23 protein-coding genes, 2 tRNA genes and 1 other RNA gene are annotated in these 20281 nt (G+C 45.7%); 7 read left to right on the forward strand and 19 right to left on the reverse strand.

Features of this window, described 5'->3' with window-relative positions; genetic code table 11:
• Nucleotides 1-4 precede the first annotated feature (4 nt).
• Genes KRX19_06860 through tsaD form a run of 3 tightly spaced genes read left to right on the forward strand, consistent with a single transcriptional unit; the run spans nucleotide 5 to nucleotide 1981 of the window.
• Nucleotides 5-538 carry a GTP-binding protein gene (locus tag KRX19_06860; GenBank protein MBV7434747.1) on the forward strand — a complete coding sequence of 178 codons (534 nt, stop codon included), beginning with the start codon at nucleotides 5-7 and terminating at the stop codon, nucleotides 536-538.
• 14 nt (nucleotides 539-552) lie between these two features.
• Nucleotides 553-957 carry a roadblock/LC7 domain-containing protein gene (locus KRX19_06865; GenBank protein ID MBV7434748.1) on the forward strand — a complete coding sequence of 135 codons (405 nt, stop codon included), beginning with the start codon at nucleotides 553-555 and terminating at the stop codon, nucleotides 955-957.
• A gap of 4 nt (nucleotides 958-961) precedes the next feature.
• On the forward strand, nucleotides 962-1981 hold the full coding sequence (tsaD, locus tag KRX19_06870; GenBank protein MBV7434749.1) for a tRNA (adenosine(37)-N6)-threonylcarbamoyltransferase complex transferase subunit TsaD: 1020 nt from the start codon (nucleotides 962-964) through the stop codon (nucleotides 1979-1981).
• Between the two features lie 324 nt (nucleotides 1982-2305).
• Here tsaD and KRX19_06875 read toward each other — a convergent pair.
• From KRX19_06875 to KRX19_06890, 4 genes are all read right to left on the reverse strand, one after another.
• Nucleotides 2306-2382 (reverse strand) — tRNA-Arg (locus KRX19_06875).
• An RNA gene (rnpB, locus tag KRX19_06880) (RNase P RNA component class A) lies at nucleotides 2383-2718 on the reverse strand.
• A gap of 165 nt (nucleotides 2719-2883) precedes the next feature.
• Nucleotides 2884-3291 (reverse strand): LysE family transporter, encoded by a 408-nt coding sequence (locus KRX19_06885; GenBank protein MBV7434750.1) that lies wholly within the window; start codon nucleotides 3289-3291, stop codon nucleotides 2884-2886.
• Nucleotides 3270-3443 carry a LysE family transporter gene (locus KRX19_06890; GenBank protein ID MBV7434751.1) on the reverse strand — a complete coding sequence of 58 codons (174 nt, stop codon included), beginning with the start codon at nucleotides 3441-3443 and terminating at the stop codon, nucleotides 3270-3272. Before KRX19_06890 ends, KRX19_06885 begins: the two co-directional genes overlap by 22 nt.
• Before the next feature lie 381 nt (nucleotides 3444-3824).
• Here KRX19_06890 and KRX19_06895 point away from each other — a divergent pair, with 381 nt between their 5' ends.
• Nucleotides 3825-4502 (forward strand): cold shock domain-containing protein, encoded by a 678-nt coding sequence (locus tag KRX19_06895; GenBank protein ID MBV7434752.1) that lies wholly within the window; start codon nucleotides 3825-3827, stop codon nucleotides 4500-4502.
• 56 nt (nucleotides 4503-4558) lie between these two features.
• Nucleotides 4559-4632, forward strand: a tRNA-Gly gene (locus KRX19_06900).
• A 20-nt stretch (nucleotides 4633-4652) separates the two neighbouring features.
• Here KRX19_06900 and umuC read toward each other — a convergent pair.
• The 9 genes from umuC to petA form a co-directional block, all read right to left on the reverse strand.
• A complete protein-coding gene (gene umuC, locus KRX19_06905; protein MBV7434753.1) occupies nucleotides 4653-5894 on the reverse strand; it encodes a translesion error-prone DNA polymerase V subunit UmuC in 1242 nt (413 codons plus the stop codon).
• 10 nt (nucleotides 5895-5904) lie between these two features.
• On the reverse strand, nucleotides 5905-6249 hold the full coding sequence (locus KRX19_06910; protein ID MBV7434754.1) for a DUF1622 domain-containing protein: 345 nt from the start codon (nucleotides 6247-6249) through the stop codon (nucleotides 5905-5907).
• A 24-nt stretch (nucleotides 6250-6273) separates the two neighbouring features.
• Nucleotides 6274-6723, reverse strand: a complete 450-nt coding sequence (umuD, locus tag KRX19_06915) for a translesion error-prone DNA polymerase V autoproteolytic subunit (GenBank protein ID MBV7434755.1) — start codon at nucleotides 6721-6723, stop codon at nucleotides 6274-6276.
• 177 nt (nucleotides 6724-6900) lie between these two features.
• Complete coding sequence (locus tag KRX19_06920) at nucleotides 6901-7818, reverse strand: DMT family transporter (protein MBV7434756.1); 918 nt, start codon at nucleotides 7816-7818, stop codon at nucleotides 6901-6903.
• A gap of 296 nt (nucleotides 7819-8114) precedes the next feature.
• On the reverse strand, nucleotides 8115-8546 hold the full coding sequence (locus KRX19_06925; GenBank protein MBV7434757.1) for a starvation protein B: 432 nt from the start codon (nucleotides 8544-8546) through the stop codon (nucleotides 8115-8117).
• Entirely contained in the window at nucleotides 8521-9156 is a 636-nt protein-coding gene (locus tag KRX19_06930) for a glutathione S-transferase N-terminal domain-containing protein (GenBank protein ID MBV7434758.1), read from the reverse strand. The genes KRX19_06925 and KRX19_06930 overlap by 26 nt, the downstream gene beginning before the upstream one ends.
• A gap of 7 nt (nucleotides 9157-9163) precedes the next feature.
• Nucleotides 9164-9934 (reverse strand): cytochrome c1, encoded by a 771-nt coding sequence (locus KRX19_06935; protein ID MBV7434759.1) that lies wholly within the window; start codon nucleotides 9932-9934, stop codon nucleotides 9164-9166.
• Nucleotides 9931-11190 (reverse strand): cytochrome bc complex cytochrome b subunit, encoded by a 1260-nt coding sequence (locus KRX19_06940; GenBank protein MBV7434760.1) that lies wholly within the window; start codon nucleotides 11188-11190, stop codon nucleotides 9931-9933. The genes KRX19_06935 and KRX19_06940 overlap by 4 nt, the downstream gene beginning before the upstream one ends.
• A gap of 2 nt (nucleotides 11191-11192) precedes the next feature.
• Nucleotides 11193-11834, reverse strand: coding sequence for a ubiquinol-cytochrome c reductase iron-sulfur subunit (gene petA / locus KRX19_06945; GenBank protein ID MBV7434761.1), 642 nt, complete (start codon nucleotides 11832-11834; stop codon nucleotides 11193-11195).
• Nucleotides 11835-12253: 419 nt separating this feature from the next.
• Between petA and KRX19_06950 the strand changes: the two genes are divergently transcribed.
• Together KRX19_06950 and aat are read left to right on the forward strand one after the other, a co-directional pair.
• Nucleotides 12254-12613 (forward strand): YbaN family protein, encoded by a 360-nt coding sequence (locus KRX19_06950; protein ID MBV7434762.1) that lies wholly within the window; start codon nucleotides 12254-12256, stop codon nucleotides 12611-12613.
• A gap of 18 nt (nucleotides 12614-12631) precedes the next feature.
• Complete coding sequence (gene aat / locus KRX19_06955) at nucleotides 12632-13297, forward strand: leucyl/phenylalanyl-tRNA--protein transferase (protein ID MBV7434763.1); 666 nt, start codon at nucleotides 12632-12634, stop codon at nucleotides 13295-13297.
• A 61-nt stretch (nucleotides 13298-13358) separates the two neighbouring features.
• On the opposite strand, the gene KRX19_06960 is transcribed toward aat, so the two are convergent.
• The 6 genes from KRX19_06960 to KRX19_06985 form a co-directional block, all read right to left on the reverse strand.
• Nucleotides 13359-14672: a replication-associated recombination protein A gene (locus KRX19_06960; GenBank protein MBV7434764.1), complete on the reverse strand. Its 1314-nt coding sequence runs from the start codon at nucleotides 14670-14672 to the stop codon at nucleotides 13359-13361.
• Nucleotides 14656-15387, reverse strand: coding sequence for an outer membrane lipoprotein chaperone LolA (gene lolA, locus KRX19_06965; protein MBV7434765.1), 732 nt, complete (start codon nucleotides 15385-15387; stop codon nucleotides 14656-14658). Before lolA ends, KRX19_06960 begins: the two co-directional genes overlap by 17 nt.
• Nucleotides 15388-16357: 970 nt before the next feature.
• Complete coding sequence (locus KRX19_06970) at nucleotides 16358-17101, reverse strand: ABC transporter permease (protein MBV7434766.1); 744 nt, start codon at nucleotides 17099-17101, stop codon at nucleotides 16358-16360.
• Nucleotides 17094-18128 (reverse strand): ABC transporter ATP-binding protein, encoded by a 1035-nt coding sequence (locus tag KRX19_06975; protein MBV7434767.1) that lies wholly within the window; start codon nucleotides 18126-18128, stop codon nucleotides 17094-17096. Before KRX19_06975 ends, KRX19_06970 begins: the two co-directional genes overlap by 8 nt.
• Nucleotides 18121-19260, reverse strand: coding sequence for an ABC transporter permease (locus KRX19_06980; protein ID MBV7434768.1), 1140 nt, complete (start codon nucleotides 19258-19260; stop codon nucleotides 18121-18123). Before KRX19_06980 ends, KRX19_06975 begins: the two co-directional genes overlap by 8 nt.
• Nucleotides 19260-20162: a hypothetical protein gene (locus tag KRX19_06985; protein ID MBV7434769.1), complete on the reverse strand. Its 903-nt coding sequence runs from the start codon at nucleotides 20160-20162 to the stop codon at nucleotides 19260-19262. Before KRX19_06985 ends, KRX19_06980 begins: the two co-directional genes overlap by 1 nt.
• Nucleotides 20163-20281: the final 119 nt, after the last annotated feature.

A 20281-nucleotide genomic window follows, 5' to 3' on the forward strand; every position in this document is an offset into this window, starting at 1 on the left:
AATTATGAAAGAGTTTAAAATCATATTTGCGGGCAGCATGGGTGCGGGAAAAACCACTGCGATTGAAGCTTTGTCTGAAAAATCTGTGGTTAAAACAGATGTTGCCAATACAGACCGTCAAGCACACAACAAGCTCCTCACGACAGTTGGCATTGATTATGGGCAAATTATTTTGCCTCCTGATATCAAAATTGGTCTCTACGGCACACCTGGGCAAAAAAGATTTGAATTGGTTTGGCGTATTGTCACTGTAGGGGCTCTAGGTGCTATTATTCTCATCGATGCCTCTGGCAAAGAAGCAAAAGATGAGCTGATTTACTATGTTCAACGCTTTTCGAAAAGTGAACTTGATCATATTGTTATAGGACTAACACACTGCGACATACCAAATTCACTTCAGGCAATGGACTGCTTTGACATTTTAAGCGAGCACAAAATTGATTTTCCTATTTTTGAAATTGATGCACGGGAAAAAGAAGATATTATGCTGATCGTTGAATCATTGATTGCATCAATAGAAGCAGATTTAGCTCGTTAATACAGGATTAAAAAATGAAATCATTAGAAGATTATAGAAAGGTAGAATTTACGTCAGCCTGTGAAAAAGAATTAGAGTCTTTTGCTCAAACTGTTCCAGCTATCCAAAATGTTCTTTTGGCTACACCTGATGGCTTTGATATAGCCTCATATATCACCAATGATAGTCACAGCAAAGATAACCTTGCTGCGGTTGGTAGCTCTCTTTTCGCACTGGCCGTATCTTTAACAAATGAACTGTCACTAGATGATTGTCAATCTATCACCATAGATAGTGAGAAAGGTAAAATCTATATCCGCGCAGTAGAGCACAACGGACACTCGCTAGTATTATTGATCCAAACTTCAAAGAAAGCCATGCTAGCACATGTCTTACATGGCTCGGCTAAGCTTGCTGAAGCAATCAAGACACACCTATAACCCTATGCCCATCATCCTTGCAGCAGAATCCTCATGTGATGAATCTGCAATCGCTATTTATGACACGACTCGTGGCACATTAACAAACCAGGTTTACTCACAAATCCCATTGCATCGCAAGCATGGTGGTGTAGTGCCCGAATTAGCGGCTCGTGATCACATCAAGCGCTTACCCATACTACTGAATTCGGCACTTAAAGAAGCGAAAATAAGCCTTAACAATATAGACGTATTTGCTTATACCGCAGGGCCAGGGCTACTAGGAGCCCTCATGACTGGCGCCTCATTTACAAAAAGTCTGGCTTTTGCCTGTGCAAAACCCACACTGGGTATTCATCACATGGAAGGCCACTTGCTTTCACCAATGCTCGGTGAAGATAAGCCGCAATACCCTTTCATCGCACTCTTGGTCTCTGGAGGGCATACCCAGCTAATGGCTGTCAAAGCCCCCGGAGATTACCAACTACTGGGTCAAACATTGGATGATGCTGTCGGGGAAGCTTTTGACAAAACTGCAAAATTAATGGGACTCCCCTACCCCGGTGGCCCTGAGCTCGCAAAAGTGGCACAGCAAGGTAATGCCCGTCAATTCAAGCTTTCAAAGCCCATGGTAAATCGGCCTGGTATGGATATGAGCTTTAGTGGGCTCAAAACCCAAGTACGCCTGTTGATCGAAGCACAGGGCGAAGCTTCATATCCTGATATTGCCGCTTGCTTTGAACAAACAATAGCTGAGACATTGGTCATAAAATGTAAACGTGCATGGATTGAAACAGGCTACCGTGACTTAGTTGTCGCCGGCGGCGTCAGTGCCAATCAAACATTACGTGAAAAATTGAGTGCCACGGCAAATAAGCTTGGAAAAAAAGCTTATTTCCCTCCGCTAAGCTTATGTGGTGATAATGCGCTAATGATTGCTTATGCAGCAGCACAACGGCTATCAGAAGTACAGCATAGCAGCTTGGCTATTAACGTTAGAGCCCGCTGGCCGCTTAACCAAATTGCAAAAATCAGTCAAAGCTAAATAATCAATTATCTTGCTCATCAAAAATAATATGGTCTGAGAAGACGGCCTCTAGTTGATGGGCATTTTCCACTTATTGCAATCAATCAGTTGACCGTTAGTTAACTTAAACGAGCAACACCTTACCCTCTCCTTTCTTTTACACCCAGCCTATAATTTCTCATCAAATCCAATACGGATATAAATATGGTTTGGCGTAATTTTGGCGTTACTTTACTGTTTGATACAAGGAGTAAGAAATATAAAGAATCGTGCAGAACACAAAATACATACCATAAGTATTTATTATTGTTATAAATATAAAGAAAAATTGGCTTTTATGTATGGTGTCCCCGACAGGAGTTGAACCTGTAACCTTTCCCTTAGGAGGGGAACGCTCTATCCAATTGAGCTACGGGGACGGGTTGAGCGAGCCGATAAGCCGGATTCTGTCGTGGACAATCATTCATCTGCGATGGTTGTTGCCAACCACCTGAAGCAACCTACCCGGAATCACGACGGGCCGCCGCAAAGATTCCCTATTTGGTCTTGCTCTGGGTGGGGTTTACCATGCCACCTGTGTTACCACAGGCGCGGTGCGCTCTTACCGCACCATTTCACCCTTACCTGCAAAGCAGGCGGTATATTTTCTGTGGCACTGGCCGTCAGCTTGCGCTGCCCGGGCGTTACCCGGCACCCTGCCCTATAGAGTCCGGACTTTCCTCCAACTTTTCGTCAGCGATTGTCTGGCTCGCTCGGGGCGAGATTCTAAGCTATAAACAGGCAAAACCCAAGCACTTTAAGGAACATCATAAATTTTATAATTAAATGAGGTGGAAATAGCCACTCCATCAAACATATTGAGCACAACAATTGCTGTTGTACTCAATATGTTTGATGGACTAACTTCCTATTTTATGCACTTATCCACGGCGCAGAATAACATTGATACCAAGTATCACCATTGCCCCTCCAAGCACACGGTCGACCCAATGTGCCGAGCGCTGAAAGCGACGATTGACTACCGGGAGCGATAACAGCATCACCACCGTCGAAAACCATGCCATTTGCAGCACCATCATCCACATACCATAGACACTTAACTGCCATAGTGGTATATCCGGTGACAATACCAGCGTGAACAATGTAACAAAATATACGGGAGCTTTTGGATTAAGGACATTACAGAAAAAACCACGACGAATCACTAATGCAGATATATTACTACGATGCTTCACCGCACCAGTTGCAAAAACTATATCATCAACAACCCGTGGCTGCGCACGCAGGCCATGGATACCAAGATAAATCAGATATGCCCCCCCAACCATTTGATCGCCGTCAATAATGGCTGGGAATGGGCAATCACGGCCGCCAATCCCAGTACTGAATACACGATATGAACTGCCAATCCTAATGTAATACCGAAACTACACAGCAAGCCCATACGCCGACCACGTGCTAACGTCTGTTGCGATACCAGTACAAAATCCGGGCCAGGCTAAGCAACCGCCAATAAATGCACTCCCGTGATTAATAAAAAGCCGTGCCAGAAATCCATACCGCCTCACTTGCATTGATTTATATAAAGCCATTATGCGATAACATTCAGTGACATTAAACACAGCCACAGCAATTTTTATCAAACTCAAAATAAGCTATCTAGCTGAGTATCAGCACCGATTCATTCCCCCTTCTTCGCCATAAATTCTGACATCCTAATATATACTTTAGTTAGCTTTTTATCATAAGGTTAACCAGCCAATATCTGACATAGCAGATATCGAGAGTATAGAATTAACATTGGTTTATCGATCTCAGCGCTTTACAATGTTGCATAAACTAATCGCTTCAACAGGAAAAAATGCGTAAAGGTACAGTCAAATATTGGAATGACCAAAAAGGCTACGGTTTTATTAGTCCAGACGACAATGGACAGGATGTCTTTTTCCATATAAGCAAGTGGGCACTGAATCAGCGGCCAAAGAAAGGACTACGTGTCAGCTTCGACCATCAACTGGAAGGTAACGGCAAACCCAGTGCCACTGAAGTATGCGCAGAACATGACAGCCACAAGAATGCCATCAAAGGCACACCAAATGGCCGCACAATAAGGCGTAGAAAATCAAAAGGACTATTCGGTGGCATAGCCGCATTGGGTCTAATTGCTGCCGGGCTATTCAATGCATGGCCTCAACTCGAACAACAGATTTTTCCACAAGAAACGTCGCAAGTTTCTGTTACAGAGCAGGATAGCACAACCCACCAGATCACTGGCGACCCAAATATTGACCGAACTATCTCCTTAATCAAGCAAGGTGGCCCTTACCCGTACCCACATAAGGATGGTAGTACCTTCGAAAATCGCGAACGCCTATTGCCACAAAAGCCATACGGCTACTACCGCGAATTCACCGTCCCCACACCAGGTTCACAAGACAGAGGCCCCCGCCGCATCGTTACTGGCGGAAAGCCACCCGTCATCTATTACTATACTGCCGACCACTACCGCAGCTTCAAAAAACTGGATGTACCAAAATAACCCGTGCCATAATATTGCATACCAACCGCGATCAGGATTATAGTATCTAAATTTAGGCGGGTGTAGCTCAATGGTAGAGCAGAAGCTTCCCAAGCTTAAGACGAGGGTTCGATTCCCTTCACCCGCTCCAAACTTCCTTTACTCTATTACTTACTTCACTGTAGGTATATCCGACCATTTGGTCGTATAGGCTGGAGAGAGATGATCGCGTGTCATACCCCATCGCTGCTCTATCCCCTGCGCCGCAAGGCGAACAGAGTGGCGCTTTGCTTGATTAAGGTAATCAATGACCGACATCAAGCACCTATCATTACGAATGTCGGATCGCCGAAATAACGATTGCTGAAGGTTATGCGGGCTGACCAGTTCAGACAACATCACACCAGCTTTCTTATATGCTGTACCCTCTTGAAATATTGTACCTATCTGTGACAGTGCGGCTTTGACTAAATCGCGGGTATCACAGGTAGGTTCAGCTAATATCACAGAACGCCCCACATTCCGATATGGCTGCCCGTAGGACTGCCCATAAACATGGATCATTGAACACAGCCTGTCTTCATGGCGCAGCTTTTCAGCGGCACGAGCTGTATATTCAGCTACTGCTTCACTTAAGTCTTCAATTGCGGTCACAGGCCGGCCAAAGCTGCGTGACGCAATGACTTGTTGCTTAGCTGCAGCCATTTCTTCTATGGCAAGGCAAGATTTTCCATTAAGTTCGCATACTGTTTTCTCCAATAACACGGAGAAGCGCTTGCGTATCCATTTTGGATCAGCATTAGCTAAATCCGCTACAGTTCTAATTTTATATTCTCCCAGCTGGATCGATAATTTACGTCCAACGCCCCACACTTCATCCACGGGAAGTAAATGCATGAGGCGCTTTTGCCGAGCTGGATTGGATAGATCAACTACGCCACCTGTTGCTGGCCATTTCTTTGCTGCATGATTGGCTAATTTTGCCAAGGTTTTTGTTGGTGCAAAACCAATACCACAGGTTAGCCCAGTACATTGATTAATAATTGCCCGCCATTCACGACCAACTACGCAAAGATCGCCAATACCGCGAGTATCTGCAAAGCACTCATCAATTGAGTACACTTCAACTTGAGGAGCCAGTTCACGCATAATATGCATCATACGGTTACTCAGATCCGCATAAAGCGCATAATTACTCGAAAAAACCACCACACCATGCTGTCTAAGCTGGTTACGAATTTTAAAGTACGGCTCAGCCATACCAATACCTAGTGCTTTTGCTTCAGCATTCCGGGCAATGATACAGCCATCATTATTCGACAGTACAACAATAGGCTTACCCTGTAAGTCAGGACGAAATACCATCTCACAGGAAACATAGAAACTGTTCGCATCAATCAGAGCAAATGACATTATGGCTACTTCAGCACTTTTGCCCTTGCCAAGGGAAGCGCCCTTCCAGTTCAACTTGTAATGAGAAGCTGAGGATCGTACGAATAAGCACAATTACGCCTAAGATAGCAACTGATTGCAATGTAGGTGCCGTCACGATAGTAGCCATAATATCTGCTGCAATCAGTACTTCCAATCCTAAGAGGATAGATTTACCAAGCGACTGCCGTAATGCGACATAACCAAATTCTTCGGATTTTCTAAGAGAGATCAAGAAGCGGGCTAATGAATATACGATACCTACAAAAATGATCAGCACACCAATCATCTCGACAATACCAGCAATATGATCAATCATCATTTTCATATTTTCCATGGGACTCCCACTCCAAAACGGTTATTACTTTGATCGGCGCTTTATTTTTCGTACCACACTTACGACCACACCAAAAATCACCAACTCAGATTCATTATTAACTTCAATAGTGGGATAGGCATCATTACGTGGAACTAATGCCAATGGTGATAGCGATAGCTCCTTGACTGTAAAATCTCCATCTAACTGAGCAATAACAATATCGCCATCAACAGGCCGAATAAAACGGTCAACGACCAGATAGTCACCTGGATAAATACCGGCATCGATCATGCTATCTGCATCGGTATCAACACGTAAAAAATAAGTAGCAGCAGGATGCTCAATGCACAGCTCATTCAGATCCAGCAGCTGCTCAACATAATCATCTGCGGGTGATGGAAATCCTGCTCGTATCCCCGTTGAGAATAACGGTAATTGTAATTCTCCCGGATCTTCACTAGCCGCAGCAATAATAGTAACTTTATCTTTCATGCCGTCATTATAAGAGATCAGAGCAGCAATAATATTTCAAAAGTATTGCATGGAGACACTTCTAACATTTGTACGCCTCCTACAAAGTAGTCCTTCAAGTATTCAAACGAACACCACATAACCGTGACCCAACAAAGCGATCGCACAATATTATTACTTGGCTACCAGTACGTAGTATCACTTTCCAGTATGGGAAAGTTTTGGCCATAGCTCATGAACAAGAATTGCAGCCAGCACCATTGCCCCACCAAAAAGTTGCATACCAGCTGGTAGCTGGGCAAGAAAAATGAGTCCGAATAATAAGGCAAACACGGGCTCAAGCAGCTCTATTAGCTGCACTGATTGGCTTGAGAGCAAAGTCAAAGCCTTCGTCGTGAACCAAAAGCCACCAATGGTAGGTAAAACCGCAAGGCTTAATAAACCAAGCCATACTTTTGGCTCGGAGGGAATTGTTAGTTCAGCATTCAAAATGACAGGAACAGACAAAAATATACTTGCAAAAATAGTTAGGCTAGCAATGACGACCATACCAGAACCTAAGCGGTAATATTTTGCCAGCACCATAAATAGTCCATAGCCCCCTCCGGCAAGACAGGCTTTAATCAATCCAGCTATAGGTCGACCCGCTATGTTGTGAACTTCTTCTGTATTGGCAAGAAATAAACAGTACATCCCGATAAGAGCAAGAATAATAGAGACGGTTTCTCTAAAACTCAGCCAACGACGCTGAAGCAATGCAGAAATCATAAAAGTAACCAATGTTGCACTGCCGATAAAACAAAAAGCAACTACAGCCACAGGAACGGTCAGATATGCTGCTGTTTCAAAATGATACAGTACAAAAAAACCAAAAAAAGCGCATACTGCACTGAGCAACCATTTTTGACGCAAATAATTTTTGAGTGCTGCACTTTTACCACTCAGTAGAACAATACTAATAGCAACGAAACATGCCAAAATACATTTGAGAAAGGCGACATCTGATGAACTTAGATCTCTGCTAAACAAAAAAACACTCAAGACCCCTACGCTACCATTCACAAAAGCAGCTAAACCTGCAAATAGAATACCGGCTAAAGGTGTTTTTTTAAGCATAAGAAAATGTGTCCGATCATGATAAGCAAATGCGAAAATTCTTGAGATATACCCCGAATCAAGATTGCATATACAGCTATTTTAATTTCTTACCTTTACACTGGACTAGGGAATACAATATTGCCCATGCCCCAACCATACAATTGCTATTGATGGTCATTCAAAACAGTTAAACGGTATAAGAAATACCACGATAAACTCAGAGAAAACTGACGTCATCTAGCTTTAGATGGGCCAATAGGTAAAGGCCAATACAAATAGCGAGGCACTACTCACCTCAATAATACAACAATAAATTATTTAATGATTTTAAGATGAGAAGCTGATTTAGTATTTGCTTTCTTGTCTTTCTGATTAGACTCAAGTAGATCCGCTTTCGGCCCTTCAGCGACATGCTCTTCAACACCGAATTGAATCCCTTCTCCATTTTCCCGCGCAACCAAAGAGTGGATTGCAGGCATTGCAACGCTAACAGAACAGGCCTTGCCCTGAAAACGGGTTTCAAAATAACAGGCATCAGCATCTATGTGCAATGACTGAGTGGCTTGAGGAGAAATATTCAATACCAAAACATCATCTTCCAACAAATGCTGTGGCACACCGCTCACCCACCCCTTTCCAGGATGGGCGATAACCAAGTGCGGTGTGCAATCATTGTCCACAATCCACGCATAGATTGCTTCCAATAAATACGGCTTACGCTCAGTCATGGCGGATGCCGCGCTCATAGCTTGACAGTGCTTCCGTAAAGTAAGGCTGCTTGAAATGATAATCCATATATTTTTGGATAGGCTGAGCAGCTTTTGGAAGCTCTATTTCATAGAGTGGCAAACGCCACAAAATTGGCAAAATACAGCAATCCAGCAAGGAAATTTCATCGCCAACAATAAAGTTTCTGCCTTTAAAGAACGGCGTCAACAACAAAATATTTTCACGCAATGTCTTTTGCATTTTTTTGCGCTTTGCTGCTGCGGGTTTTCCATGCTCAAGAAAGTCAGCATCCGGATACCAATTTTTTTCGATCTCATATGCAAAGAGACGAATTTTCGCTCGCATATTTGCCTCAATCGGCATCAATGCCGGATGAGGAAAGCGCTCATCAAGATACTCACTGATCACGCGCTCATCATAGAGCACAAGATCACGATCAACGAGTACAGGTAAGCGACCATTTGGATTGATCTCCAATAAATCACCCGGAATATTATCCGGGTCAATTTCGAGGTACTCCATTTCCAAATCTTTGCATGATGCAATGATACGGATACGATGGCTGGCTATATGCTTAGGGCTGGCAAATAGCGCCAGCCCCCCTTTTTTTAGATTAATTAGACTCATGGGCAACTCAATGTTTTATATCTCGCCAATATTCTTTCTTCAGTAAGTAGAATATGATGGTCAAAATAAACAAAAACGTCAATACCCAAGGACCAATTCTCATTCTATCCAACGCTGAAGGATCAGAAACATAGGTCAGGAAATTGGTGAGATCAGCCGTAACAGCCTTGTAAGCTTTATCGTTTAACTCACCTTCGGTAATTGACTCAAAGCCACTTAGTACCGATTTTTCTTCACAGTGCTTTTCACCATCAACAGTTTCGCAATGTTCTGTAGTCTCGAATACTGGCTTGCGTAACCCCTGCAGCTGCCAAAGTGGATTCGGCATACTTGCACCAGGAAAAACAGAGTTATTAAATCCAAGTGGACGAGAATCATCTACATAAAAAGCATTCAGGTAGTTGTAGATAAACTGGCTTCCTTTAGCACGTGCTGTTAACGAAAGATCTGGTGGTGCTTTACCAAACCATTGCTGAGCATCTTCAGCATCCATGGCGTTATGCATCTGATCAACAACTCTTGCGCCAGTAAAAATCAGGTTCGCTTCACCTAGATCTTCAGGAATACCAAGATCTCTAAAGGTACGATTATAGCGCTGATACTCTACCGAGTGACACCCAGAACAATAGTTCATGAAGTACTTGGCACCACGCTGTAACGATTCCTGATTGCTGACATCGGCACTATAAGACTCATTAGGAAATGTAGCACCACTGTTTGCTTGGATATGGCCGACTGCAAAAAAACCGGCCAGTAATAATACGGTCTTTTTCATCATTTGGTCACCCGATCCGGAACTGGTTTGGTCTTGTCTAACTTGCTGTAAATAGGCATCAACAGGAAGAAAGCAAAATATACTGCCGTCATGACCTGTGCCCAGAAAGTTACAGCGTCAGTTGGTGGCATTGTGCCAAGTGCCATCAGTACGCAGAAAGCGATAACAAACAATGTCAGAGCCGTTTTAAAGATCCAACCTTTATAACGGATCGATTTAACTGGTGAACGATCAAGCCATGGCAAGATAAATACCATAGCCACCGCACCAAACATCGCAATAACACCCCACAATTTTGCAGGAACTCCGAACCAATCCCATGTCATTGCACGCAGAATGGAATAGAACGTACCAAAGTACCAACTAGGTGCAATGTGTTCAGGAGTTACTTGCTGATTTGCAGGCTCAAAGTTGGCATGCTCAAGGAAGTAGCCCCCAAAATCAGGAATATAGAAAATGATCGCAGTAAAAATCAGCAAGAACACGCCTACACCAACCAAATCTTTGACTGTGTAGTACGGGTGGAATGGGATGCCGTCTAATGGAATACCATTTTCATCTTTCTTGGCCTTGATTTCGATACCATCCGGGTTATTCGAGCCAACTTCATGCAAAGCAATGATGTGTGCTGCGATCAACATGATCAATACCAGCGGAATCAAAATAACGTGCAATGAGAAAAAGCGGTTCAATGTGGCATCTGAAATATAGAAGTCACCTTGAATGAAAGTCACCAAAGGATCACCTATCACCGGTATGGCACTGAACAGCGAGATGATAACTTTTGCACCCCAAAGAGACGTTTGGCCCCACGGTAAAACGTAACCCATGAATGCTTCGGCCATCAGGCATAAGAAAATCAAAGCCCCAAACAGCCATACGAGTTCACGTGGCTTACGGTATGAGCCGTAAAGCAATCCGCGGAACATATGCAGGTACACTACAATGAAGAAGAATGATGCGCCGGTTGAGTGCATGTAGCGAATCAACCAACCAAAATCAACGTCACGCATGATGTATTCAACACTAGCAAAAGCATCGGCTGCGCTTGGCTTGTAAAACATCGCCAGCCAGACACCAGTCAGGATCTGATTAACTAGAACCAGGATGGCGAGTGAGCCGAAGTAATACCAAAAGTTGAAGTTTTTCGGTGCGTAATAACGCGCAAGATGATCGTTCCACAAAACTGTCAGAGGGAAGCGATCATCAATCCAACCGACAAAGCCGGTCGTTTTATAAGGATTAGACTTTATGGCCATACTTAAGCACTCCCTTCACTATCATCACCAACGACAACAACGTCATCCGATGCGAATTTATATGGTGGTACAACCAAGTTGATTGGTGCAGGGACACCTTTGAAAACACGCCCTGCATAATCGAACTTAGAACCATGACATGGGCAGAAAAATCCACCTAACCAACTGGTATCACCACGGACTTCACGACCTTCTTCCTTAGATTGCAGCATTGGTGCACACCCTAGATGTGTACAAATACCCAACATCACCATCACGTCTTCACGCTTGGCACGTGTTGCATTAGCTGCATATTCTGGCTGATCGGACTCCTGCGAATTAGGATCACGCAGTAAATTATCGAGTTCTGGAAGGGATGCCAGCATTTCAGGGGTTCGCCGTAAAATATAGACGAGCTTACCCTGCCACAAAGTGGTTTGTAGCGCACCTGGCTTAAGTTTTGATATGTCAACGCTCACCGGTGCACCAACTGCTTTCGCACGTTCGCTTGGCAGCCACGATGACAAGAATGGTACGGCTACAAAGGCTGCACCCACGGCGCTAACGCCACTGGCCGTTGCTATGAGCATCTTACGACGCCCAAGCTTGTTCGAACCAGCACCGGGCGTAAATGCCGCTCCGGCTATTGTTTCTGCATTGCTCATGATTATTTCTCCGCGCATCGATTGCAATGATCAATACGGCTTTATTGCCTCTATGAGATCCCCGCAAATTCTGTGATTGCAACCTAAAATCATGACCAATTTTAGATCTCATCCAGCATTATTTGCTGAGTCTTGGATTTATTATAAACAGATCGACAACATTATCAAATTTTTATTATCAAGAGACATCAATGATTCTCTTTTCGTAAAGATTAATTTCAAGTAGCTGTTATTTTAATTAATACCAAAATAGTACGCTTTAAATCTAGACATACATTTCAAAGATAATAAACAACAATGATAAATTATTCATGCGAAGATAATCTTAATAAATATGTAGCAAAGTGCGGTCGAGCAAGGAAACCGCTACAATAACGCGCTACTCTAAATAATTTAAGTATGCTACATAAGGATATTTTGTGAAATTACTGTGGTTTATCGGCGGTATAACTGCTTTCATACTTGGCCTAGTTGGTGCTGTATTACCGGTGATGCCTACCGTACCTTTTATGATTCTAGCGGCAATCTGCTTTGCCAAGGGCTCACCTAGATTTCATCAGTACTTACTTAATCACAAAACTTTCGGTCCACCGATCAGAGCATGGGAAGAGCATCGTGCCATCCCGCGTAAAGCTAAAATTCTTGCCACTGCAATGCTTTGCATCTCTCTTCCTATCACAACCTATATCCTTGGTACACATTTGTGGTGGATCAGTGCAACAGTCATTTTAGTGTGCATTGTTGTGATGGTCTGGATATGGCGGTTACCCGATGCATAACTGCAATCAAAGAGATATATGAAACATTTGCTACATCCACATGACAACTTCCCTGACCCTAATCAAGCCGATGAGGATGGATTATTAGCAGTTGGCGGCCTACTGACTCCGGAGAGAATTTTTGAGGCACACTGCAAAGGCATCTTTCCGTGGTATGAAAATGATGCATTACCATTGTGGTGGTCGCCTGCACAACGCGGCGTACTGCCCTGCGACAATATTCATATCAGCCGCAGTTTACATCGGCGTATGCGGCGGCTAACGTTTACATTCAAAATAGATCATGATTTCACTTCCGTGATTCACCATTGTCAAAATAGTCATGGCGAAACCTGGATCACCAATGGTATGCGCCAAGTTTATCAGACACTCCATCACGAAGGTCGCGCGCACAGTTTTGAACTATGGTGCAATGATAAGCTGGTCGGTGGGTTGTATGGTGTCGCATTAGATCGTGTATTTTGCGGTGAATCAATGTTTAGCCATATTCCCGATGCATCAAAAATTATTTTGGTCTTAATGTGCCAAAAATTACCACAGCTTGGATTCAGCCATATTGACTGTCAATTCGTCACTAATCACCTAAAAAGTATGGGGGCAGTGGAAATTAGCCGTAACAAATATCTGGATTTACTTGGCGGGAATCCTGATCGCCTGCGCGGTAATTGGTCAAAGTTACACTAGCGAAACGCTCATTTAATCCAACTAAGTATCAATTTATTAAAATTTAACTCGACGGATTTTTCTATTCCCCAGATGTCTGCAAATTATCCAGTTCACGCAATTTCATCAACTTATCAGCCAGCTTGATTTCAAAGCCGCGGCGATTAGGTTCGTAAAACACCGTTCCAGCAATCTCATCCGGCAAATAAGTCTGCCCAGCCGCATAAGCTTGCGGCTCATTATGGGCGTAGCGATAGGCTTTTCCGTAACCTTCATTACGATGCACTTTAGTCGGTGCATTGCGTAAATGATTGGGGACAGCATAAGCAGGATGCTGCCGAACTAAAGCAAAGGCAGCATTCATTGCCTTATAACTTGCATTGCTTTTTGGCGCCATCGCCAAATAAGTAATTGCTTGAGCCAAAGCCAAATGCCCCTCAGGACTACCCAAGCGCTCATAAGCCATATAAGCATTTAAAGCAATATTGAGTGCCTGAGGATCAGCATTACCAATATCTTCACTCGCGACACACAGCATCCTACGTGCAATGGTGAGAGGATCAGCACCACCTTCAATCATTCGTGCAAACCAATACATTGCACCATCAGCGTTCGATCCCCGCAATGATTTATGGAACGCCGAAAGCATTTCATAAAACCAGTCGCCCTGCTTATCTATCGCCTTAGGCTGCTCGGCAAGCACCTGCTCACGTGCTTCTTCAGGATCAATATTGCGTGACCGCAGTAAAGCCCATTCCTCCAACCACGATAATGCTTTACGTACATCTCCCGCCGCTTGTACAGAAAACGCATCAATTGTTTCTTCATCGACTGTAATACCATCCAGCATCTTTTCCGCATCGCGCAATTTACCTGCAATATCTTCACAGCTTACTGGCTGTAAATGGAAAATACGCAGGCGTGACAGTAATGCATTATTGAGATGGAAAGCAGGATTTTCAGTTGTGGCACCAATTAGGACAATCGTACCATCTTCCACGTAAGGCAAAAAGGCATCTTGCTGCACCTTGTTGAACCGGTGAATTTCATCGATAAACAGAATTGTATCAAGTCCATGATCACGGTCTCTTTGTGCTTTTAAAACAGCTTCTCTAACGTCCTTGACGCCACTAAATACCGCTGAAAGGCGCACAAAATTCGCATCTGCATACTGGGCACAAAGTAAAGCCAGTGTCGTCTTCCCACAGCCCGGCGGTCCCCATAAAAGCATTGAGAGCAGTTTGCCCTGCTCCAGCAAACTAGAAAGAGGCTTCCCCTTACCTAGTAAATGCGCCTGCCCTATATATTCTTCGATAGAATGTGGCCGCAGGCGCTCTGCCAATGGTTTATGTGCTGTACCACCGAATAAAGCTGGTTGATCAGTCACCGATGACATCGACCCCAGCTGGTGGCGTGAAATTAAATGCATTGTTTGCAATATTGGCATTACGCTTTACATCATGCAATACAATCAAGCTTTGCTGGCCAACGCCAGTATCGACATATACGCCAGTAATAACCCCATCAAGCATCACAATCCACACTTGATCTATTTCATCACTGCTATTTTTGGGCTTAAGCTCATAAAACGTCACGCCTGGTTCATCACTACGTAAGCGTGCAGGAGCCTTTGATGCAGGTTGCGCACTGACATCAAAAGACTCTAGCAATTTTTTATCACCAACCAGCAAGTTCATTGCGATATCTCCAGCCAGCTCGCTACGCGGACGGATGGTGATCTGTTCGAGATCTTGGTCATAATGATAAACCTTAGTGCCATTACTAATGATCCGCTGCTCACTAGGCTCAGTGTACTGCCAGTCAAACATTCCTGGTCGCTTTAGACGGAAACTACCACTGCTAACGTCTTCACCACGATTTGAATAAACGATTTGCTCAAATTGACCAGACAAACTCTGCGATCCATCTATATAAGCTGCCAAAGCACTCGCATCACCTACACTACGATCCGATGCATTTACCTCCACAGTGGATTCACTTGTCGACGTGCTATTTGCTCCAGCCATATTGTTAAATAATTGTGCAGAGGCTGGCAGAGTATATAAGCCCAAGCCTGTTGCAGCCATGAGAGACAAAATTTTATATCGCATAATTTTTCCTAATTAGTATTTCAGTACAGCCAAAGACTGCCACGACTATCATTGGTTTGCCATGACAAATCCCTCACGATTTAGTCGGCCATCAAGATAAACTCGTCATGGAGTAGCTTTATTGTTCCATAGTTTCTATTGTAGTTAAAACTCAATCTAGATAAATTATTGCTTGAATAAGTTCAGTATATCTAAACTCGCCAATCAATTTAGATTAAAAACCCTGCGCATATTGCATGAAATAAAATTCACTTTCTATGCACGCGAAAAGGTATGCGACGTAAGCATCGATCGCTTCGGATAGATTAGTGAACCCTTTGGTTTCCATGACATTGGCACGAAACACAGCAACCGGCTACCAACAACAAGAGGGGCTTTTCCGTTCGTTCAAAAGGTGGAAGCACGATAGTGCTGCGTGCTTCCAGTCAATACTTGTTTTATTGCATAAAAGACTGAAAAATAATCATCTTTTAATTTTCTATTTATCTCATCAAATCATACGAAACATTTCCTGTTTCCAAAAACTCTATAAATACTTTTTTACAAATTCAAAGTTTTTGGTTACATTACAAATAGGATATACATCACCCTCAAAAAGTGCCAAATTCTCAAATAATTCAGACTCATCAAGTTCATTAATACCATCAGCTTTCATACGGATAATAGGCTCACCATCCTCGGCATACTCAAACAAATCAAGTTAATATTTTTCTCCATCGCATCTGACTTTGATATATGACACCCCAATATCCGGTTCAGGCTCAACAACTAATCCTGCTGCCCCTGCTTTTCCTCGAAGAATATCTAAAAAATCAGATACCTCTTGTTTTTAAGGATCCATTGTATCAATTAATACATTGTATTTTTTATCTAATCCTCTTCCTTCATATAACGTACAGTAAAAAATTAAGATTCATTTTTCCTTCCTCAGTTTTATTGATCTCATATAAGGATTCACCTGAGCTAACTGTCACTGATCAGCATATTTATATGCACTGACTTTGCGCTCGGCAAGATCAAACAAGCTGTCGGTAAGCATCGCCAGCAAAGCAACAATTGCTGCGCCCTGGATGACGTAGGCAGGGTTACTGTTGACCAGTCCGGCGATGATTGGCGTACCGAGGGTTTGTGCGCCGACGGTTGAGCCGATGGTTGCGGTGCCGATATTGATCAGTACCGAGGTGCGGATACCGGCGAGCATGACCGGAAACGCCAGCGGCATTTCTACCCGCCACAATTGCTGCCCGGCTTTCATCCCCATCCCCCGCGCAGCTTCGCGTACTGCGGAATCGACACCTTTGAATCCACGGATGCTGTTTTCGATAATCGGTAGCAAACCATAAATCACCAGTGCAACCAGCGCGGGCATAAAACCAAAGCCAACCATCGGTACTGCGATTGCCAATACAGCGGCGGGCGGGAACGTCTGCCCAATTGCGCTGACCGAAGCCAGCAAGGGCTGGAAATCGCGCCCGATCGGGCGGGTAACGAAAATGGACAACCCTACACCAATCAATATACACAGCAAAGATGACGCACCAACCAGCAACACATGACTCCCCAGCAATTCAGCAAAGCCTTGCCGGTTATAGAGTGGCGCGCGCAACTTCGGGAACCATTCGGCAAATGTGCTTTGGCTATGCGGCAACCAGTAAATCAACGTGACCAATGCCGCTGCGAGCAATCCCGTCCACAGATACGGCCATTTACGCATGGGCTTTCGGCCTCGCCAGTACTGCGTCAAGCGATATTTCGCCGATCAGACGACCGCTGTCGCTATCGACGACCGGCAAAAACAACGTACGATGCCAGACCATGCGTGACAATGCTTCCTTGAGCGTGGTTTGCTCTGTCACGACAACGGTACCATCCATCACCAGTGCATCACTGTCACCCGGCATTCTGCCACCGACCAACTGCTGTGGTTGTCCGTCTACATCGCATTGCCATTCGTGCCCTTCGCCATCCGCTGCTGTTATCCGTTCACCTACCAAGCGCCTGTCGAGCAGCTTCAAGCCCAAATCCGCCTGCCCGACAAAGTCGCGCACGAAATCATTGGCCGGACGCGTGAGTACGGTAATCGGATCGGCAAATTGATCAATTTTGCCATCGTGCATGATGGCGATTTTATCCGCCAGCATCAGTGCTTCATCCATATCGTGAGTGACGAAAATCACCGTTTTGCCGCTGCGGCGCTGAATACTGCGCAGCATGTGTTGCAAATTGCTGCGCGTCACCGGATCGAGCGCACCAAATGGCTCGTCCATCAGCAGGACATCGGGATCAGCGGCCAGTGCCCGCGCCACACCGACACGCTGTGCCTGCCCGCCGGACAGCTGGTGCGGATGTTTGTCGGCGTAGAGATCGTAATCCATATCCATCGCTGCCATCACTTCGCGTACGCGTGCATCAATCTGCGCTTTGGGCCAGCCGAGCAAGCGCGGCACCGTACCGATATTGCGCGCAACCGTCCAATGCGGGAATAACCCTGTGGACTGGATGACGTAGCCAATGCGGCGGCGCAATTCAGCTGGTTTCATGGCACTCGCTACTTCACCGTTAAACAGCACTTCGCCGCTGTCGGGCTCAATCAAGCGGTTAAACATGCGCAGCAAGGTTGATTTGCCACAGCCCGACGGGCCAATCAGTACCACCAGCTCGCCATTGGCAATATCGAGATTCAAATCATCAATCACCTTGCGTCCGGCAAAGCTTTTGCTCAAGTGACGGCATTCAAGCATGCTGCCTCCCTGTATCGGTTACATTCATCAGCCATTGCAGCAGTGCATCGACCGCCAACGCCAGCAAAATCGTCGGAATCGCGCCGAGTAAGACCAAATCCATCGCGTACTGCCCCAGCCCCTGCCACACAAACGTACCCAGCCCGCCTGCACCAATCAGCCCCGCAACCACGGCAAGACCAATTGCCTGCACCAGCACAATACGCACGCCGGACAAAATCACCGGTAGCGCCAACGGCACATCGACCTTGCACCACACCTGCCACGCCGTCATGCCCATACCGCGCGCGGCTTCGCGCACATCTGCATCAATGCCGTGGAAGGCGGCATAAGTATTGCGCACCAGCGGCAACAGTGTATACAGCACCAACGCAATCACTGCCGGTACCACGCCAATGCCGCCAACGCCCCATTCAGATAACTGCGGATAGCGTTGTGCCAATGCTGCCAGCGGCGCGAGCAACAGCGCAAACAGCGCAATCGAGGGAATGGTTTGAATAATATTGAGCACCGCAAATGATGGCGCGACTGCCCATTGCTTGCGGCTCAGCCACCAGCCAAGCGGAAAACCGAGCAGCGCAACCAGCGCAAAGCTCACCGTTACCAACAGCATATGCTGGCGCAATTCGGCGGCAAAGCGGCTCGCCTGATTGTGGTATTCCTTGATTAACGACACCGTCGACCACTCGCCACTGTAAAGCAACACCGCGGCAAACAGCACCACAGCGAGCAATGCAATACTGCCCGCGCGGCGCTTACCATCACGGCGTACCGCATCAACAATCAGCAATAGCGCACACAAAAGAAGCAGCCAAAAGCTGCTTGATAAGGTTGCCCGTGCCGCTGCACCGGCGCCCTCAGCCAAGCCTTGCGACGTACTGCCAACCTGCCACAAAACCACCATCGCTAACGCGAGCGCTGCCCACAAAGTCAAAGCAGGTACGGCTACACTACCCAGCACCAGCAATAACGCCGCCACGGCTGGCAACCATTGCCAACCGTGTAATGCGTCTTGCCAATAGATTGCTTCACCGGAAAACAGGCGGTTAGGGGCAAAATTGAGCAGCGGCAAACACACCGCCACCAAGACCAGTAGCGCCAAAAAGGCGCGTACCGGATCGATGCGGCGCATCAGTCAATCAAGCCTTTTTCTTTGAGATAATCCGCAGCGACTTGTTGCGCAGAAAGTCCCTCAACCTGAATTTTGCTGTTGAGTTCTTGCAAGGTTTCGTCATCAAGCGTGGCAAATACCGGCTCGATGATTTCCGGCAACTGCGGATACGCTTCCAGCACGCTGGCGCGTACCACGGCTGCCGGCGCATAAACCGACTGTGCGCCCTTCTGGTCTTTCAGCACATGCAGATTGGCCGCGGCAATCGCGCCATCCGTGCCATAAACCATCGCCGCATTCACGCCATTGGTACCCATCGCAGCTGCGCGAATCGTCGCCGCCGTGTTGCCGCCGGAAAGCACCAGCAGCTGGTCATCATTTAGCTCAAAGCCATAAGTATCCTGAAATGCCGGAAGTGCCACCGGACTATCGATAAATTCCGCCGATGCCGCCAGCTTCAATTCGCCACCATCAGCCAAATACTGCTTGAGTGCATCAAAATCGCTCACCCCTTGCTGAAACAGCGCATCATTGACCGCGATGCCCCAAGTATTGTTGGCCGGTGCAGGCTTGAGCCACACCAATTGATGGTCTTTCTCGTCCGCTTCCTTAATAAAGGCATAGCCCTCGTCGGCATTGCGCCAGCGCTGGTCATCCGCAGTCTCGGTGAAAAACGCACCGTTACCAGTGTATTCCGGATAAACATCAATCTCGCCACTGACCAGTGCTTCACGCAGAATATTGGTCGTACCCAGCTCGGTCTTGTCGACCAAATCAACATCATGCGCCTGTAGCGTCTGTACCAAAAACTGACCAAGCAAGCCGCCTTCGGTATCAATCTTCGACGCCACCACAACCGGCTCGGCTGCATAAGCTGCCGTCGCCGCCAAAGCCAATGCTGCACTTAAAATGGATTTTTTCATCTTGCTATCCCCGATTTAAAAAATACAATGTGCGGCATTGTCGCAAAACTCACAACCAATCACAAAGATAGACCCGCAGTTAAACATGTCAAAATTCTCATCTTTTCATTTGCTATAAT

Source organism: Cardiobacteriaceae bacterium TAE3-ERU3 (genome assembly GCA_019218315.1).
Lineage (GTDB): Bacteria > Pseudomonadota > Gammaproteobacteria > Cardiobacteriales > Cardiobacteriaceae > JAHUUI01.

Excerpts from the sequence above, each read along its gene's own strand:
- KRX19_06980 (MBV7434768.1), bottom strand. The coding sequence starts at position 19,260 with ATGCGCCGCATCGATCCGGTACGCGCCTTTTTGGCGCTACTGGTCTTG.
- KRX19_06975 (MBV7434767.1), bottom strand. The coding sequence starts at position 18,128 with ATGCTTGAATGCCGTCACTTGAGCAAAAGCTTTGCCGGACGCAAGGTG.
- KRX19_06970 (MBV7434766.1), bottom strand. The coding sequence starts at position 17,101 with ATGCGTAAATGGCCGTATCTGTGGACGGGATTGCTCGCAGCGGCATTG.
- umuD (MBV7434755.1), bottom strand. The coding sequence starts at position 6,723 with ATGAAAGATAAAGTTACTATTATTGCTGCGGCTAGTGAAGATCCGGGA.
- KRX19_06885 (MBV7434750.1), bottom strand. The coding sequence starts at position 3,291 with ATGGTTGGGGGGGCATATCTGATTTATCTTGGTATCCATGGCCTGCGT.
- aat (MBV7434763.1), top strand. The coding sequence starts at position 12,632 with ATGAAACATTTGCTACATCCACATGACAACTTCCCTGACCCTAATCAA.
- lolA (MBV7434765.1), bottom strand. The coding sequence starts at position 15,387 with ATGCGATATAAAATTTTGTCTCTCATGGCTGCAACAGGCTTGGGCTTA.
- tsaD (MBV7434749.1), top strand. The coding sequence starts at position 962 with ATGCCCATCATCCTTGCAGCAGAATCCTCATGTGATGAATCTGCAATC.
- KRX19_06940 (MBV7434760.1), bottom strand. The coding sequence starts at position 11,190 with ATGGCCATAAAGTCTAATCCTTATAAAACGACCGGCTTTGTCGGTTGG.
- KRX19_06910 (MBV7434754.1), bottom strand. The coding sequence starts at position 6,249 with ATGGAAAATATGAAAATGATGATTGATCATATTGCTGGTATTGTCGAG.
- KRX19_06925 (MBV7434757.1), bottom strand. The coding sequence starts at position 8,546 with ATGAGCGCGGCATCCGCCATGACTGAGCGTAAGCCGTATTTATTGGAA.
- KRX19_06935 (MBV7434759.1), bottom strand. The coding sequence starts at position 9,934 with ATGATGAAAAAGACCGTATTATTACTGGCCGGTTTTTTTGCAGTCGGC.
- petA (MBV7434761.1), bottom strand. The coding sequence starts at position 11,834 with ATGAGCAATGCAGAAACAATAGCCGGAGCGGCATTTACGCCCGGTGCT.
- KRX19_06960 (MBV7434764.1), bottom strand. The coding sequence starts at position 14,672 with ATGTCATCGGTGACTGATCAACCAGCTTTATTCGGTGGTACAGCACAT.
- KRX19_06920 (MBV7434756.1), bottom strand. The coding sequence starts at position 7,818 with ATGCTTAAAAAAACACCTTTAGCCGGTATTCTATTTGCAGGTTTAGCT.
- KRX19_06930 (MBV7434758.1), bottom strand. The coding sequence starts at position 9,156 with ATGAGTCTAATTAATCTAAAAAAAGGGGGGCTGGCGCTATTTGCCAGC.
- KRX19_06895 (MBV7434752.1), top strand. The coding sequence starts at position 3,825 with ATGCGTAAAGGTACAGTCAAATATTGGAATGACCAAAAAGGCTACGGT.
- KRX19_06860 (MBV7434747.1), top strand. The coding sequence starts at position 5 with ATGAAAGAGTTTAAAATCATATTTGCGGGCAGCATGGGTGCGGGAAAA.
- umuC (MBV7434753.1), bottom strand. The coding sequence starts at position 5,894 with ATGTCATTTGCTCTGATTGATGCGAACAGTTTCTATGTTTCCTGTGAG.
- KRX19_06985 (MBV7434769.1), bottom strand. The coding sequence starts at position 20,162 with ATGAAAAAATCCATTTTAAGTGCAGCATTGGCTTTGGCGGCGACGGCA.
- KRX19_06865 (MBV7434748.1), top strand. The coding sequence starts at position 553 with ATGAAATCATTAGAAGATTATAGAAAGGTAGAATTTACGTCAGCCTGT.